General features: G+C 39.6%; 6 protein-coding genes. 3 read left to right on the top strand and 3 right to left on the bottom strand.

Annotated elements, in window-relative coordinates:
- Positions 1-281: 281 nt before the first annotated feature.
- The 3 genes from EHR06_RS13780 to EHR06_RS13770 all read right to left on the bottom strand — a co-directional run bounded on the left by EHR06_RS13780 (position 282) and on the right by EHR06_RS13770 (position 9,190).
- The gene (locus EHR06_RS13780; RefSeq protein ID WP_244288600.1) at positions 282-7,394 is read right to left on the bottom strand and encodes an RHS repeat-associated core domain-containing protein; all 7,113 of its coding nucleotides are present in this window, start codon (positions 7,392-7,394) and stop codon (positions 282-284) included.
- A 332-nt stretch (positions 7,395-7,726) separates the two neighbouring features.
- On the bottom strand, positions 7,727-8,662 hold the full coding sequence (locus EHR06_RS13775; protein ID WP_135757537.1) for a hypothetical protein: 936 nt from the start codon (positions 8,660-8,662) through the stop codon (positions 7,727-7,729).
- A 21-nt stretch (positions 8,663-8,683) separates the two neighbouring features.
- Positions 8,684-9,190, bottom strand: a complete 507-nt coding sequence (locus EHR06_RS13770; RefSeq protein WP_135757536.1) for a tellurite resistance TerB family protein — start codon at positions 9,188-9,190, stop codon at positions 8,684-8,686.
- A 116-nt stretch (positions 9,191-9,306) separates the two neighbouring features.
- On the opposite strand from EHR06_RS13770, the gene metG reads away from it, so the two are divergent.
- Genes metG through EHR06_RS13755 form a run of 3 tightly spaced genes read left to right on the top strand, consistent with a single transcriptional unit; the run spans position 9,307 to position 15,743 of the window.
- Positions 9,307-11,343, top strand: coding sequence for a methionine--tRNA ligase (gene metG / locus EHR06_RS13765; RefSeq protein ID WP_135757535.1), 2,037 nt, complete (start codon positions 9,307-9,309; stop codon positions 11,341-11,343).
- A gap of 30 nt (positions 11,344-11,373) precedes the next feature.
- Positions 11,374-14,007: a [protein-PII] uridylyltransferase family protein gene (locus tag EHR06_RS13760; RefSeq protein ID WP_135757534.1), complete on the top strand. Its 2,634-nt coding sequence runs from the start codon at positions 11,374-11,376 to the stop codon at positions 14,005-14,007.
- Positions 14,008-14,021: 14 nt separating this feature from the next.
- Positions 14,022-15,743: an alpha-glucosidase gene (locus tag EHR06_RS13755; protein ID WP_135757533.1), complete on the top strand. Its 1,722-nt coding sequence runs from the start codon at positions 14,022-14,024 to the stop codon at positions 15,741-15,743.
- Positions 15,744-15,848 lie beyond the last annotated feature (105 nt).

Here is a 15,848-nt window from a genome sequence, read left to right as displayed (position 1 = left end):
GCTTTCTGTCAGCCCAGCGCTTTGGCAATGCGAAAGTGAAATTAAGAAGAGCGTTCTTGAAAACCTATTCTTTTGGAGAACAGGCATAAATTATTCCGCTTTCAAAGCCTTGTTTAGCTGATTCGGATGGATTTGATTGAAGAATCAACGAATAAGCAACAATAGCCGCTTTGCAGTTGTCGTTGTCCTCAGGTCCATAGATTATTCCGCATGAAACAAAGTTAAAAAGAATATATAATACAAAAATTATAAATGGATTTCTTTTTTTTAGCATTAAAAGATCAAAGCGCCGCATCAATGTTTCTCCTTAGTATGAGTAAATATAGCAGATCACTTTTTAAGCTATATATAATGTTTAAATCATTAATCTGGTTAAGAATAGTTTTGCTAATGAAACCATTCTGGTATAATAGTGTCCATGTTAAATAACTATTGGTCCCCGAGAATAAATCAGCTTCATGCTCATTGGGATCTCCGAAACCTGATAAATTTGTAGTAGAATTAGCATACCATTGGCGAACGTGAACTAGTTCGTGATTATATGTTACATTTGAGGAACCGTTTCGCAAACGTACGTATGGCCCCTCTGTAGTAGCTAAGGTCAATGATTCATTTCTCTTGAATAGCCCATGATTTGCTTCATAAGAGTTATGTATTATAAAAGCTCCTCGACTAATTTCATACCTTGGTCTTGGATCACCAAGGATTGGATTTGCAACTGAACTTACACCGAAATCCGCTAATGAACGAAAATAAGCATTTGTTGCCTGGCCAAAATTATGTTTGAAAGCCTTAGGATTAGCGATTACACCTGCCTGCAAGAATACTGGAGCAAATCCAACCATTCCCGCCAACAACGCAGTTCCTCCAATTACACTTCCTGCATTATATAATAGATTACCTGCTGAAGCCCATCTCTTACTATTAACAAACAGCGCCCTCTGCAAGAAACTCCCAGACTTAATCTTAAGTGCATTGCTCAACCAGCTATGTCCATTCGGATCAATCCTATTGACCGGATTTCCGCCAACATACATGTAACGATTGAGACCGTTGATTCCCTTGTCTGATCTATCATCAGCCTGGATGAATCGTCCTAAATGAGGATCATAATATCTTGATTTATAATAATATAAACCTGTATCAGAATCCAATATCTGGCCTGTGAATTTATAATGAAAAATATCCGGCCCGGTTGACTCAGAAAGATTGATTTCTCCATAAGGTAAATAACTTACGTAGCTCACTCCGCTTTGACCAGGTCCTGCTACCTGGTTTCCATATCCATCCGTGAGCATAGTTGTAGAACCAAGATGGTCTCTTTGGTAGAAATATCCACCGATTGCAGGAGTTCCCGCGTTATTATCCTTTACTCCGAAGGAAGAAGTTTCTTCCATATTAGCTTTTAAAGTAAACCAAGGAGCTTTACCGCCTAACAATCCATTACAATCCTGGAATAAGCTCACTCCGAATATTGATATAAGAAGAACCGGTGTAGACAGTCCCGTTATTTTCTTTCCTTTTAATATCTCGTTTCCTCTTAGCAAGAATGGATATGCCAAGTAGAACATACCTAATATAAATAGAATATAGCCGAGTCTGAATGCTATAGTGGGAATTCCGTCCCGGAAAAATGCAGAGTATGCAAAGAATTTTGAGATCGGGCTAATGATCCTATTTTTCCAATAGGTTCCACAATCTATAATAACCCCGGAACAAAGCCCAGTTTGTTCCATCCAAGTCCCGGAAGAATTCGCCAATCCAATCTTTGTATTCTCATCTAAGGTAACTAAACTTGCATTTGGACGAGTGATTTGGGTTAAAATTTCTCCGCCCAGTCCTTTAATGTACATCGTATGCTGATCATCGCTTCCATTGGATTTTACGATTTCGTAATAATCTCCGGTATTATAGGTTATAGCAGTTGTCGTAAGGTTTTCTGACTTCACCCTATTTCCCGAATAATCGTACGTGTATTTGATCGTTGTACCATCTTGTGCTTGGTATTCGATAAGTTTACTAAACGAATCGTAAACTAGCACATCTCCATTTCGAGAGATCATATTTCCGGCTGCGTCGTAGGTGTAATTATAAGAGCTTTGACCGGATGCCGCGTTTGTGATCGAATGTGGATGATTCGAATCTCCGTATGTAAAGTTTACATTTCCTTTTTGGGTTAAATTCCCGCCGGCGTTATAAGTATAATTCTGTGTTCCATAGCTTCCCACTGCCGATAGAAGTCTGCTATGTAGATCGTACGTATACGTTTGGTTTCGACTTGTATTTTGATTATCAGTTTGTTGGGCAATATTTCCAGAACCATCGTAATCATAAGAGATTGATTGTAGGATACTTCCATCATCCTTCTTTGAGGATAAAGATAAGGTCTGGAAATTAGAAAGATCCAATTTTAGATCGGTAACAACTCCGTTTCCGGTTGTTTTTCTAAATATCGGATTCCCATCCACAAAGATCGGCCCTTCATACTGAGCGACAAGAATCCCGTTAGCTCCTCCATCCGGACTATCTAAGGTCACATTTTCTAAATTTCCATTTAAAGAATAACTTTGATACACTTTAGATCCATCAGGATAAGTAATTATAATTAGTCTTCCTAGGGAATCATATTCCATTTCTGTGATAAGCTGATAGCCATCGATGGTCTTGATCTGTCGGATTGGTTTACCTTGGATATTATAAGAAATTTCAGTTACTCCGGAACTATCCGTTATCTTTGTAACTCTGCCGATTCCATACTGACCTGCATCGTATTCATTTACGATAGGAGTTTCTCCTCCATTCGTTTGAGTAGAAATGATCCTTCCAATCGTATCATAGCTAAACTGGATATTTTTATTTCTCGCATCCGTTTGCTGCAAAATTCTTCCCATTGGATCATATGTATAGCTGATCGTTCCCGAACTAGGGTCAGTCACACTGATTCTTCTGCCCGCAGTACCGAACACGAAATTTGTAACAAGTCCAGTCGGATCTGTAATTTGAGAAGGCTGCCCATTAGGAGAATAATTTGTTAAGATCGTTTTTCCATTATCCGTTTTAGAAACAACCTGTCCGAGTTCATTCTTTGTTTCACTGAAAGTTTTTACGATCCCATCCGGAGCGGAAATCGACGTATTAACAGTCAATCCGGAGTAGGATACGGTTGTCGTAGTTAATCCTTTAGAATCGGAATGGATTGTTCCGGTAGATCTATAATCCGGATCTTCATATTTATATTCTGTCCAAAATGGAGAAGTATTACTAAAATACGGGTTCGACTTCTTAAATGCCAAACCTGTTTGGTAATTATATAAAGAATCCGTTATTAACGTTATGCCGGTCACTGCCGTATCGGAAACCGTTCTGAGAACATTCCCAAGGGGATCCGAATATTCAGTGATCTTGGTCTCTAAGCCGCTCGTTGTATCGCGGATCGTTTTCGAGACTGATTGAGTATTTGAAAAATTTGCTAAATCAAATTTCCCGGTGTTTGTATATTCGTACGATTCATTCCAGTTTTGGCTTCCAGGGTATGTAACTTGAAGCAATCGACCTAAAGCGTCGTATGTCTTAGAGGTAACTCCTCCATTTGGATCCGTTTTTGAAATTTCCAATCCGGAATTAAGATCGTAATTTATCGTTTCCTTATGACCAAGTGCGTTGTTTTTTTCGAGAGGGAATGAGTGGATAACTGCATCATACGAAATTGTTGAAGTGGCGTTAGAAGTATCCGTAATCGTTATAGGATTTCCAAATGAGTCATACGTATAATTCGTATTTTGTTCGGCAGAAGTTCCTAAAAACTGAGTTGCAGTTTGTACCGCATCCCCTTGATAAACCAGCTTTTGATCCTGAACCAAGAGACCATTTATGGTTTTCTTATTTCGAGTCATTCTACCTATTCGCCAAGAATTCAAATCGTGGCTAAATTCTATATCAGTAGAGATTGTATGAGAACCTGCTGTTTCGGTCTGGTTTGTCGGAAATCCATACTGGTCTAATGTATAGGCAGTATTCGTTGATACTTCTAAATTGCCGTTATGATAAGAACTTTTAGAAATATTTGCAGCAACCGCAATTTCAGTTCCGAGTGGATTGGGGAATTGAAATCCGCTGTTAATGGTCTGTTGCATTAAGTTTCCGGAAGCATTGTAATTACTAAAAGTAGTCGGAACTCCTGCCAATCTATAATCGGTTTGGTTATATTCTGTGAACCGATAAAATCCTGTTCCGTTATCCTTCTCTTTTACACTGGCAAATCCAAGGCTTCTTATAACTTCTCTCACCCCTAAATAAAATCTAGAATTCTTATATTCGAAACTTTCTCCGATAGATACCCCGGAACCTAGATCGGTGGTTATATTTGTTACTAAATGTGTATTACTAATGTCCGGTATATTTGGATAGTTTCCGCTTCCAGCTTGAATTGCCCCCGGATGTAGCTGTTTAGTAGTGTAACCTACTGTTGTGGTTTGGATCCCATTGGTTACAGAGATCAAATCATCTTCATTGGAGACTTTCGGATTGGTGGTTTTTGCCAATATATGTCCTTGAGTTTTATCTTGCCAAAGTTTGATAAGTAACGCGTCCTTAGATCCATCTCCATTCATATCTTGGATAATAAATTGACCTTGATCGGCCTTATAAACACCACCGCTAGTTTGTTCATTCAAGTCGAACTGTCCAAATCCGAAATTGGAATTATAAGTAAGAGATCCTGCTCCATTCGATAAATAACTTTCTACTGTTTTTGTTTCTTTATTATATAGAACTAGATCTTCCAATCCATCCGAGTTAACATCTGAAAAGTTGGACTGACTTGTATTCGAAACGCTGCTTGCATTTAGGCTACTTGTTACCTGCGCCGCAAAACCATGATTCGTATTTAAAGAAACCTTTATTTGGTTTCCTACGATAGTGACAAAGTCGGGGAGGCTGTCTGAATTAACATCGCCGAAGAAACTTCTTAAACGATCTGCACTTGTTCCTAAATCGTATTGTGCTACAGTAGATGTTTGCGAGGTAAGATTGAATGTAGTTACATCCAGTCTATATCGAATGGTCCCGTTCGCACTTGCATTCAATGCATTCAATTGATTTTGTAAGTTCGTTTGAGTAGTAGTCACAGGACCTAATGTTTTTGCATATACCACTTGCAGATCATTAAAAAGTGTATTGGTAGAAGGGATTGGAGTTCCATTTTTTGCCGCTTGCAGCTGGGTAACATCGATATAATTCGGATCAACGTCGATGCAGCTTACATTCTGGCCGGAACTATTAGGAACTTGAAGGATATTTCCTCCGGAACCTGAGTTTGCAATATAGTAACCGCAGCCCGTTAGATAATAATCGATCAATGAATAAAAATCCGAATTTGATACGCTACTCACTCCGTTGTTTAGAATAGAATTCAGAATGTCTTCTTTCGTATGAAATTCGTTCGTGATCGTTTCTGCTTGTTCGTTTGCAGCCTGTAATTGATTACTAACAGAAGTGTATTGAGGATTTTGACTGTATTGGACTAATCTTACATGTTCCGCTTTTCCGTCCAAATCCAAGTCCATAAATTCGTTTATAAAATAATTGGAAGTTCCGGTAATTTGGATCGCATTGGAAAAACTTCCCTTCTGATTCAGGTAGATATTAAATTTAGTTCCGTCGTAATGAATGAAATCCGCAAGATTGTCCGAGTTCATATCCGCGAACCAATCAATCTGCGGTTTATCAGCAATCATCCGCTTCGGATTCAAAGTGGAATATTCATAAAAATAAGAATATGGTCTGAAGGCTTGCATATTCTGGCTAGCGGCAGGAATGGCTACATTTGAAAAATTAACCGGACTACTGAAACTATTCGACTGCGAGTATATAACATTTAATTTACCACCACTTTCGTAAGCGAAATCTGTTCTTCCATCTCCATCCAGATCTACTGTTTGGAAAAAAGTGTTATAATGCAGAGGAAGAATAGGGCTTAAGAAACTTCCATTCGGATCAACTGTCCCGTTCTGAACCTTCCAGGCTCTTAAACGGATCGTATTAGAATTTTCAGATCCTACGATGCTTGCAAAATCGAGAATACCGTTTCCATCCAAGTCCATTGGAGTCCAATAAGTAAGACCGGAATCGATCCCGGAGGCACAATAGTTTGGTCCGCCCCAGTTATTATAATCTAAACACATAGAAGCAAGTATTGCGAAGAAATTCGGATTTCCTCCCCAACAAGGAGCATATGCGGCGCAAAGACAAGCAGAAGCTCCATTATTACAAACATCCCTATCCGGAACAGGGATATGCATTGCATACTGTAGGTATGTCGCTAGTCTTTTTTCCGTTGCCGTGGGTTGAGTCGGTAAAGGATTTCCAAAATATAAATTTGCATACATTAACAACGCACTTGGAACAAATAAATTAACGGTAGAAGTAGGAGTGTTTAAGTTTGTATCCGCCAAAGGTTGGACTAAGAATCCATCGCTACCATAGTTAAAATCTAGATCATCGTAACTTTCGGAGCCGAAGATATTGGATTCGTTTCTTTTGAGAGAAGTTAGGATCTGTCTTCCTGTAGAAGGACCGCTTGAATATTCAAGTTCATAGTTTCGAAGCAAGGTTCCGTCTGCATAGATCTCAATTTCATCCAATCGTTTGGTGGTTTGTACTAAAGATCCGAAAACATATGATGGAGAAGAATCCGTTCGAGAGCTTGAATATTCGAATTTTATACTACGATTTTGGTATTTGATCTCGTTCGGGTAATATTCGCCGGTAATGGGATCTTCTATATAAGTTATATCATATCCGTTTCCGAACGGATCTCTAACTTGATTTAAGGCCCAGTTTCGGATTGCTCCATTTTTTCCGAGAGCTTCTATCCTTGAATCATTCGTTTTTCCGTAACTATAAACGATCCCATCCTTATCGGTAGCCGTCCATGAGCAAGGTCCGCTTCCACAGACTCCGCTTGGAACGAAACGGACCCAAGACTCTTTGCGGCTATGATACTTGGTCTTGTTTCCGGAAATATCCGTTAAAGGACCAACCTGATCGGACAGAAATTTGTCATTATTATCAAAATTGATCCCAAAACTAGGATCTCTAGAAATTGAATAAATTCCTGAAAGGTTCCAGCCTACTCCTAGGATCCCGTTCTTTCCTCCGGAGGAATATGAAAGGGATAAATTTGGAACAATTCCTTTCGTTCCGGGCGGGAGAACAATTTCCACATTCGAAGATAAGGTTCCATTCTGAGTTGCTGAGAGTTTAGGTAACGGTTGAGGAACTAAAGAACCGGTAAGAGTTAAGAAAAACGATTTAATGGAGAAACCGCTAAAAATCATTAATAAGAGTAGCGGTAGGAAAACTAAAACAGCGAATTTTCTTAATTTTTCTTTCATAATCTTCTCTGAAACAATACAGACCTATGGATTCCTGAGTCTTTTTATAAAAGGTATATGAAAAATACTGCAAAACTGAGTCAATAGAATTCAAGGAAAAAGGAAAAATTAACGTTATCCGGTATTACAATTTCATCACAAGTATTGAGTTTTTACTTATTAGAATATTGGAATATGGTCTATTGCTGTTAATGAGTGTGTAAAAAATCTGATAATCTCTACCCAAATTTAGGATAGGAATGAGGAGCTAGCGCTTATTAATTGATGTGGAATTATAATGTTTTAATATACTGTTCTTGGGTTTTGGTTGATTGTATTATTACACCCAACTCTTAGTCCTTCCCTAAAAACAACCGGATCCCTTTCGCAATCGTCTGTAGGGTTCTCGCCATCAAACCCTCCAGTTTAGTCTGAAGGAATAATTCCATAATCAATTTTCTAAGAGCTAGATCGAAAGGAAGATTGAAATCGTTCCAGTCTACTCCGAAACGGAAAGGATAAGATTCTGATTCCTCTTCTTCCGAGCCGGTATGCAATAATGTACCTTCGAAGTCAGTATGATGATCGTCTATATGTCTAAATTCTAAAGTAAGATGAACTTGTTTTTTGAATAAAGGCAGAGGAATAATTTCGAGTCCCGCAAGTTCTCCCCAAGTGATCCCGCTTAATGTGAGATAACCTCTGTCTCCACCCTTGAGCGTTCCTGTTCTGACTAAACCTTCTCTTCCTAGTCTACAGGAACCCATTCTGCTTCTAAAAAGAATTTCTAATGGAGAGCCTGCGTCCAAGACTCCGTTCTCTATTTTGATATCCCTGATCTGTATATTAAATACCGGAGTTAAGGTTTTATCTTCTATATCTATGCTGGAATGGGAGACCTTCTCCAATTTGAACTGGATCCGTCCTCTTTTGGGAAGATATTCTATCTTCTTTCTGGATTCTACTCGATTGGTGTAATCCATATGAAAGGAGCGGACATTCACTCCTCTAAATATTAATTTTCCTTTAAATAGGTTGGAGAATGAGAGTCTGAAATGTACAAAACTCCCTTTTGCATGTACTATATCCGTTCCGAGTTCTCCAGGGAAGAAGACCGTAAAATGTCTGGCCCAAACCCAAAGTCCCGGAAGTATAATGCCCGGAGTCAACCAACGAAACTTGAATAGTCTGAAGGATATTATATTTACTAGAAGTTGTAGGAAAGGCCCGCTGAGCAGGAACTGCAGACCTATATAGCCGAATAATAGTAATAGGATCGGAAAAGGCATGAGAAGGAGGCGACTAGAAGTTCAGTCTTCGCCGCCGTCCGTATATTTATTATCTATGTTTTTCTTATCCATGGAAGAGATTTCCAGCTCCTTCGCCAGATCTTCCAAAAATTCTTTTTCCCTATCCGTGAATTTGCCGTCAGTCGTTACGATACATACTGCATCTTCGTAAAAGTTTACGGCTAATACCGGATTTCCTTCCGCAAAATCAGTGATCATTTTAATTGGAAGGGGTGATTCGAATACTTCGGATAATTCTTCTATGATCTCGGCCTTTTGGTCTTGGTGATGATCGAAGATACAATCCTTATCGAACATAGCTTTTACCATTTGTCCGACTAGATTCCCTTCTTTTCTATGAAAGACTCCGTCTGCATGACAAGAATAAGACCAAAGACTGACTAGGACCTTGGCGTAATTCATCTTAAGTTGAAAAATCTCAGTCTCTCTATCTAGACTCTTTTGAAATTTTTCGTAAAATTCATGACCAGGCAGAACCTTACTCGCCAAGGATGAAACCCTTTCCATTTTTAGTGCCTTCCCTTTAAGGGTGTTCCCGTTTTTCCGATGTATTTTAACCCAACCTGCGGTTTTGCAATGAAAATCCATGTTGATTTTGGGGGAATTTTTCTCAACCTGACTATGTGAGTTCCGAATCAAAACGAAAGATCCTCGTTACTTCCGCTTTGCCTTACGCGAACGGTCCCATTCACTTAGGCCATGTTCTGGAAGCGATCCAAACGGATATTTATGTTCGTTATCAAAAATCTTTAGGCAACGAGTGTTATTTTTTCTGTGCGGACGATACGCACGGCACACCCATCATGCTTGCCGCAAGAAAAGAAGGGATCAGCCCGGAAGAATTGATCGACCGAGTTAGAGCGGAACATTATCGGGATCTCTCCGGCTTTTTGGTTGAATACGATAATTATTATACTACGAACTCCGAAGAAAATCGAATCCTTTCCGAGGAAATTTATCTTTCTCTAAAGGGTAAAGGCCATATCGCGGAAAGGGAGATCGAACAGGCTTATTGTGATACCGATAAGATGTTCCTTCCGGATCGTTTTATTAAGGGAACTTGTCCGAATTGCGGCACCCAAGACCAATATGGTGATAGTTGCGAGAATTGTGGAGCGACTTATTCTCCTAAGGATCTAAAAGATTCTCATTGTTCCTTATGCGGCAATCCGCCCGTTAGCCGAAATTCTAAACATATCTTTTTTAAATTGGGAGATTTCGAAAGTTATCTTTCCGATTGGGTCGAAAAGGGTTCACATGTTGCGGAAGGTGTTCGCAAAAAACTGAAAGAATGGTTCGAGGCCGGGCTCCAGGATTGGGATATTTCTCGTGACGGACCTTATTTCGGTTTTAAGATCCCTGGAGAGATCGAAAAATATTTTTACGTTTGGTTGGATGCTCCTATCGGTTATATGGCTTCCAGTTTGAATTATTTCAAAGGGGATCGTAAAAAATTCGATTCTTTCTGGAAGGATAAAAAAACCGAGATCTCTCATTTTATAGGAAAAGATATATTATATTTTCATACTTTATTCTGGCCTGCTACATTAGAAGGAGGCGGATATCGTTCTCCTACTCAGGTCCATGTTCACGGTTTTATTACTGTGAACGGGGAGAAGATGTCCAAATCCCGAGGAACCTTCATCAAGGCAGAGGGTTATCTCAAACATTTGGATCCGGAACATCTTCGCTTTTATCTGGCAGGAAAACTAGGTCCAGGAATGGACGATCTGGATCTTTCTTTTGATGATTATACTGCAAAAGTAAATTCGGACTTTGTAGGTAATTTTGTGAACCTGGTTTCCAGGGTCGCTACTTCTATATTAGATAAACTTGATAGAACTTTGGGAACTCCGGACGCGGAAGGGAAGAAGATCCTGGACGAACTCAGAAGTTCCGAATCTAAGATCAGAGAATGGTATGAAACCCGAAATTATACCAGAGTAATGAAAGAATGTTCCCGTTTGGGTGATATCGCGAACAAATATGTGAACGATCTTGCACCTTGGATCCAAATCAAATCGGATGCAGAAGCAGCTCGTAAAACTGTGACTGTCGCCTTAAATGCTGCGAGAATTCTTTCTATTTATTTATATCCTGTTCTTCCTAGATCAGGGGAGAAGGTGTATCAAATTTTAGGTTTAAACAAAAAGCCCGAGTTTGCGGATCTTTCTTCCGATCTGGAAAAAACAAAAGTGTCCGCATATGAAATGATCACCAAACGTGTAGAGGAAAAATCGATTCAAGCCATGTTAGAAGAAAACACTTTGGAAACAAAATCCGCTCAACCAACAACTACAACTCCAGCCGCTGCTCCTAAAACGGAAGGAGTTTTGGAAATTTCTATCGAGGACCTAAGTAAAGTGGATCTTAGAGTCGGTAAAATTATAGAAGCAGGTCCTGTAGAAGGTGCTGACAAACTTGTCCAAGTAAAATTGGATCTTGGTTCTCTGGGAACTAAGAATGTTTTTGCAGGTATCAAGGCTTCTTATCAACCTCAAGATCTTCTAGGATTGACGATTGTTGCAGTTGCAAACTTGAAACCAAGAAAGATGAAATTCGGAGTTTCGGAAGCAATGCTTTTGGCTTCCGGAGAAGGCGAGAGCCTCAGCCTTTTTGTGCCTCATAGAGCCGCTAACCCTGGCGATAAATTGAAATAAACCCAGTCTAACAGCTAGTAGGAACCGACCTTGCCTTTAGAATTAGACATCTCCTATAGTTTTCAAAGGCTTTTGGAAAAGAGTAGGGCGGTTTCCGGTCGGCTGATCTCGCGCCAGCTCACATTCATAATAGATTCCTTTTTAAGAGCCAGATTCGAAAAGTCATCCGGTATCTTAAAAAAAGGGGAAGAAGTCGCAGTAATTGCTTTAGGCGGTTATGGTCGTATGGAAATGGCCCCACATTCAGATGTAGATATATTATATTTACATAATGGAGTTCCGGATTCCAAACTTTCGGAGATCATTTCTTCCATTAATACTTATCTTTATGATTCCGGAAAAGAAGTAGGGCATACTTGCAGGACAATCAAAGAATCGTTTCGTTATTTGGATGATATGTCCAGCTTTCATGCCGTCTTGGACAGCAGGTTCCTAACAGGTTCCAAAGAATTATTCAAAAAATACCAAGAAGAATTTTTAGCAAAACTTCCTTCTAAGTTTGCGACCAGGTACAACCAAGCAAAAGAAGACCAACTTTCGGAAAGGTTCCTAAGAGAAGGTAGGCCTATTCTTCTTTCCGAACCGAATTTAAAAACGGATCTCTGCGGTTTAAGAGACATTCAATATCTGTATTGGACCGAAAAATCCAGAAGTCCTATCCGTTCCTTAGGTGGACTTGCAGTTCTTCCAGTTTTCCAAAGTGGAGAAGTCCAGGCCTTGGAAGAAGCTTATGATTTTCTGATCCGAGTTAGGACTGCACTTCATATTCTTACCGGAAGAAAACATGATCGTTTGGATCTGAATCTCCAACCTGAGGTGGCTGAATATCTAGGCTTCGGTAAAAAAGAAGAAATGCAAACCATAGAGAAGTTTATGAACACTCTCTATAGTCATCAGAAAAATATATTTTTTATAGTTCGTGTTTATTTGGATTCTTTATTGGCGGCCCAAAAAAAAGGAGAAGCCCAAAACTTCGACTATGAAGGCATCCGCTTCCTAAAGATCGGAAATACGATCTTTCCTCCCAGCGAAGGAAATCTTTTCGCGGACCCTCACACATTGTACAAAGATATTTTACTTACATTCAGAATGATCCAAGAAACAGGCTTCGAAGTTTCGGGCGGGTTGTTAAGTGAGATCAGATTCGCTTCTCATTTTTTGGATGATGATTTCAGATATTCAGCGGAAGTGAACGGCGGATTTATCGACATTCTTCAGAACAAAAAAGACAGAGGAAGAATATTAAAATTAATGCATGAATGTCAGGTGCTCGGGGAACTTCTGCCTGAGTTCGGCGCATGTACGAATTTTCCTTTGTTCAGTTATCATCATGAGTTCACAGTAGATGAACATACTCTTCTAATTCTTCATGAATTGGATCGTTTGGATAAGGGAGAATTTGAAGATAGAGAAATTTTAGAAGTTTATGGAGAATGTGATAAGACCGAAATTTTGGCTTTGGCAATCCTTCTACATGATGCCGGAAAAGTAAAAGAAGGAGATCATTCGGAGTATGGTGCGGAGCTTGCTGTATCTGTTGGATCTCGTTTAGGTCTATCCGAAGAAGATACGGACCTATTTCGTTTCTTAGTCGAAAAACATATCCTGATGTCGGAACTTTCTTCTAAAAGAGATATTTCGGATAAAAAACTGATACGCAATTTTGCAAGAACCGTTTCTAATCCGGAGAGATTAAAACTTTTATATATTCTAACGATCATTGATACCAAGTCCGTTGGCACAAACGTTCTTACGAACTGGAAAAAGGCGATCTTAAACGAACTTTATAGAAACTCTATAGACTTCTTTAAAAATAAAAGAACCGATACGGAAGATCCTTATGGAGAAGAGGAAAGAATTTCTCTTTCTAAAGATCTTGTGACCTATTTGACCGAAAAAGAAGGGCAGGACCCTAAAATTTCCAAAACAATCGCTTCTTTTGCATATTCGGTGATCCCTGAAAGTTTTTTAAAAACGGTCTCGAATCGAAAAATATTAAAATATTTTAAATCGATTACTTCTCTTAGCCAAGATATGAACTCGACCCTGCTCTTGGATTCGGAGCAGGATCCTGCTTTCGTAACAGTAGAAGTAGTTAGCCGTAATATTCCTGAGATCTTATTGGATTTATGTTGTTCCGTTTCTTCCGAGGGATTGAGTTTAGTCGGGATGCAAAGTTATACTTTCGAAGAGTTCCAGATCCATATTCTTCAAGTAACGGACTCCCAAGGCAGCGGAAATATTTCCGCTGAAAAACTTTCCAGAATGGAAGGTAAACTCAGATTAATGGCTTCGGGAGAATTACAAAGAGATAGTATCGCTTTCGAAAGGACCGAATGGAATCCACGTAAGACGATACCGGAAAGTATCATCAATCGTTCTGTTCGCTTTTCTAACGAAGATATTACGGACACGACCATCATGGAAGTTCGTATGCCGGATATGGTCGGTTTAGTATATAGGATCTTAAGAAAAGTATTCGATTTCGGTTTAAAAGTTTCTCATTTAAGGGTTTCTACTTCTGCGGACTATGCTTATGACTCATTCTATCTCCAGACTAAGGACGGGGAACAGGTCAAAGATACAGAATTGTTAAAATCCCTGGAAGATAAGATCTTGAGAATCCAGCCGGTGGAAAGGATGACAGGGGAACTCGTTTTCTAAAAATGGTCCCCAGTATGGATTCGGGAAGTCGTTCCACAGTCACTTCTAAAAGTAAAAAAGAAACTGCGACATCTGCTCGGCTGATCAAAAAGCGCAAGTCCCCTCACAGAGCCAAAAAGATAGACGCGGACTGGTGGAAGAACGCGGTAGTTTATCAAATCTATCCTAGAAGTTTTAAAGATACCAATGGGGACGGGATCGGCGACCTAGAAGGTATCATCCAAAAACTGGATTATCTGAACGACGGGACTCCGAACTCTCTTGGCATCGATGCCATCTGGCTTTCTCCTATTTATCCTTCTCCTATGTACGATTTCGGATACGATATTTCGGATTACGAAAGTATCGATCCTGTATTCGGGAATTTGGAAACATTTAAACGTTTATTAAAAGAAGCTCATAAACGTAAGATCAGGATCATCATGGACCTGGTTGCAAATCATACTTCTCATCAACATCCTTGGTTCTTAGAATCTAAATCTTCCAAAGATAATCCTAAGAGAGATTGGTATATTTGGAGAGATCCAGTGAATGGAAAGCCTCCTAATAATTGGATGGGTACTTTCGGTGGAAGAGCCTGGACCCTGGATAAAACCACGGATCAGTACTATTATCATTCTTTTTTAGCGGAACAACCCGACTTGAACTGGAGAAATCCGGAAGTTAAAAAGGCGATCTTCTCCATGGTCAAGAATTGGCTGGATCTGGGAGTGGACGGTTTCCGTTTAGATGTTGTGAATCTATTCGTTAAAGATTCTGAATTAAGAAGTAACCCTCGCAAAAGATGGATCGCCAGACCTTTCGATCAACAAAATCATATTTATGATCGTGATCGTCCCGAGATGCATGATATCCTTAAAGATCTCAGAAAACTTTTGGATTCTTACGGAGATAGAATGTCCGTAGGCGAAGTGATGATGGAGCCTCCCGGTACAAGCGCACTTCCCGCTTCTTATTACGGTGCTAAAGGCGACGAACTTCATCTAGCATTCAACTTTGCTTTCTTTTATACTCCTTGGAAGGCGGAAAAATTTAGGGACGTGATCAAAGAATGGGAGAAGTATCTCCGAGACAAGGGTTGGCCGAATTATACATTAAGTAATCATGATTTCCGTAGACATATCACTAGATATTCCAAAGGAAAAGAGACAACGGCAAGAGCAAAGATAGCAGCTCTAATGCTCTTAACTTTGAGAGGAACTCCGTTCTTATATTACGGAGAAGAGCTAGGAATGATGGATGAAAGAGTTCCTAAGAACCGCATCCAAGATCCGGTAGGGATCAGATATTGGCCGGTGTATCCAAGCAGAGACAACTGTAGACTTCCTATGTGTTGGTCCGGAGATGTGAACGGTGGATTCAGCAAGGGAGAACCTTGGCTTCCTGTTTTTTCCAGATACGAATCCGTAAACGTGGAAACTCAATCCAGATCCATCGAAAGTTTATTAAATTTTTATAAAAAGCTAATATGGCTTAGAAAAGGGAACGAGATCCTGAAAAAAGGGACTCTTGCCTTGGATTACGATTCTCCCCCAGGTGTTCTACAATACACAAGAGAGTTCGAAAAGAAAAAATGTCTGATCATTTTGAACTTTGAGAATGAATCCAAAAAGATCGTAGCGAACGCGAATCGTACGGCTCAGATACTCATCTCCACTCATAGGAAACCTGAGAAGATGGAGATCCCGGTCGTATTCGAGATCGCACCTTATGAAGGTTTGGTTTTAGAATATTAAGAAAAACCTGTTTTTCTAGTTCTATAACCTATGCTATACTTTTTCTTCCAAACAAACGATGTTCGATGTATAGTATTCCGAACTAAAAAGTTCTGGCAGTCGAGT

It is taken from the genome of Leptospira dzoumogneensis, assembly GCF_004770895.1.
Taxonomy (GTDB): domain Bacteria; phylum Spirochaetota; class Leptospiria; order Leptospirales; family Leptospiraceae; genus Leptospira_B; species Leptospira_B dzoumogneensis.
This window is presented reverse-complemented; position numbering and strand designations above follow the sequence as displayed.

Coding starts and splice junctions, on each gene's coding strand:
- EHR06_RS13780 (WP_244288600.1), bottom strand. CDS start 7,394: ATGAAAGAAAAATTAAGAAAATTCGCTGTTTTAGTTTTCCTACCGCTA.
- EHR06_RS13770 (WP_135757536.1), bottom strand. CDS start 9,190: ATGGAAAGGGTTTCATCCTTGGCGAGTAAGGTTCTGCCTGGTCATGAA.
- EHR06_RS13755 (WP_135757533.1), top strand. CDS start 14,022: ATGGATTCGGGAAGTCGTTCCACAGTCACTTCTAAAAGTAAAAAAGAA.
- EHR06_RS13775 (WP_135757537.1), bottom strand. CDS start 8,662: ATGCCTTTTCCGATCCTATTACTATTATTCGGCTATATAGGTCTGCAG.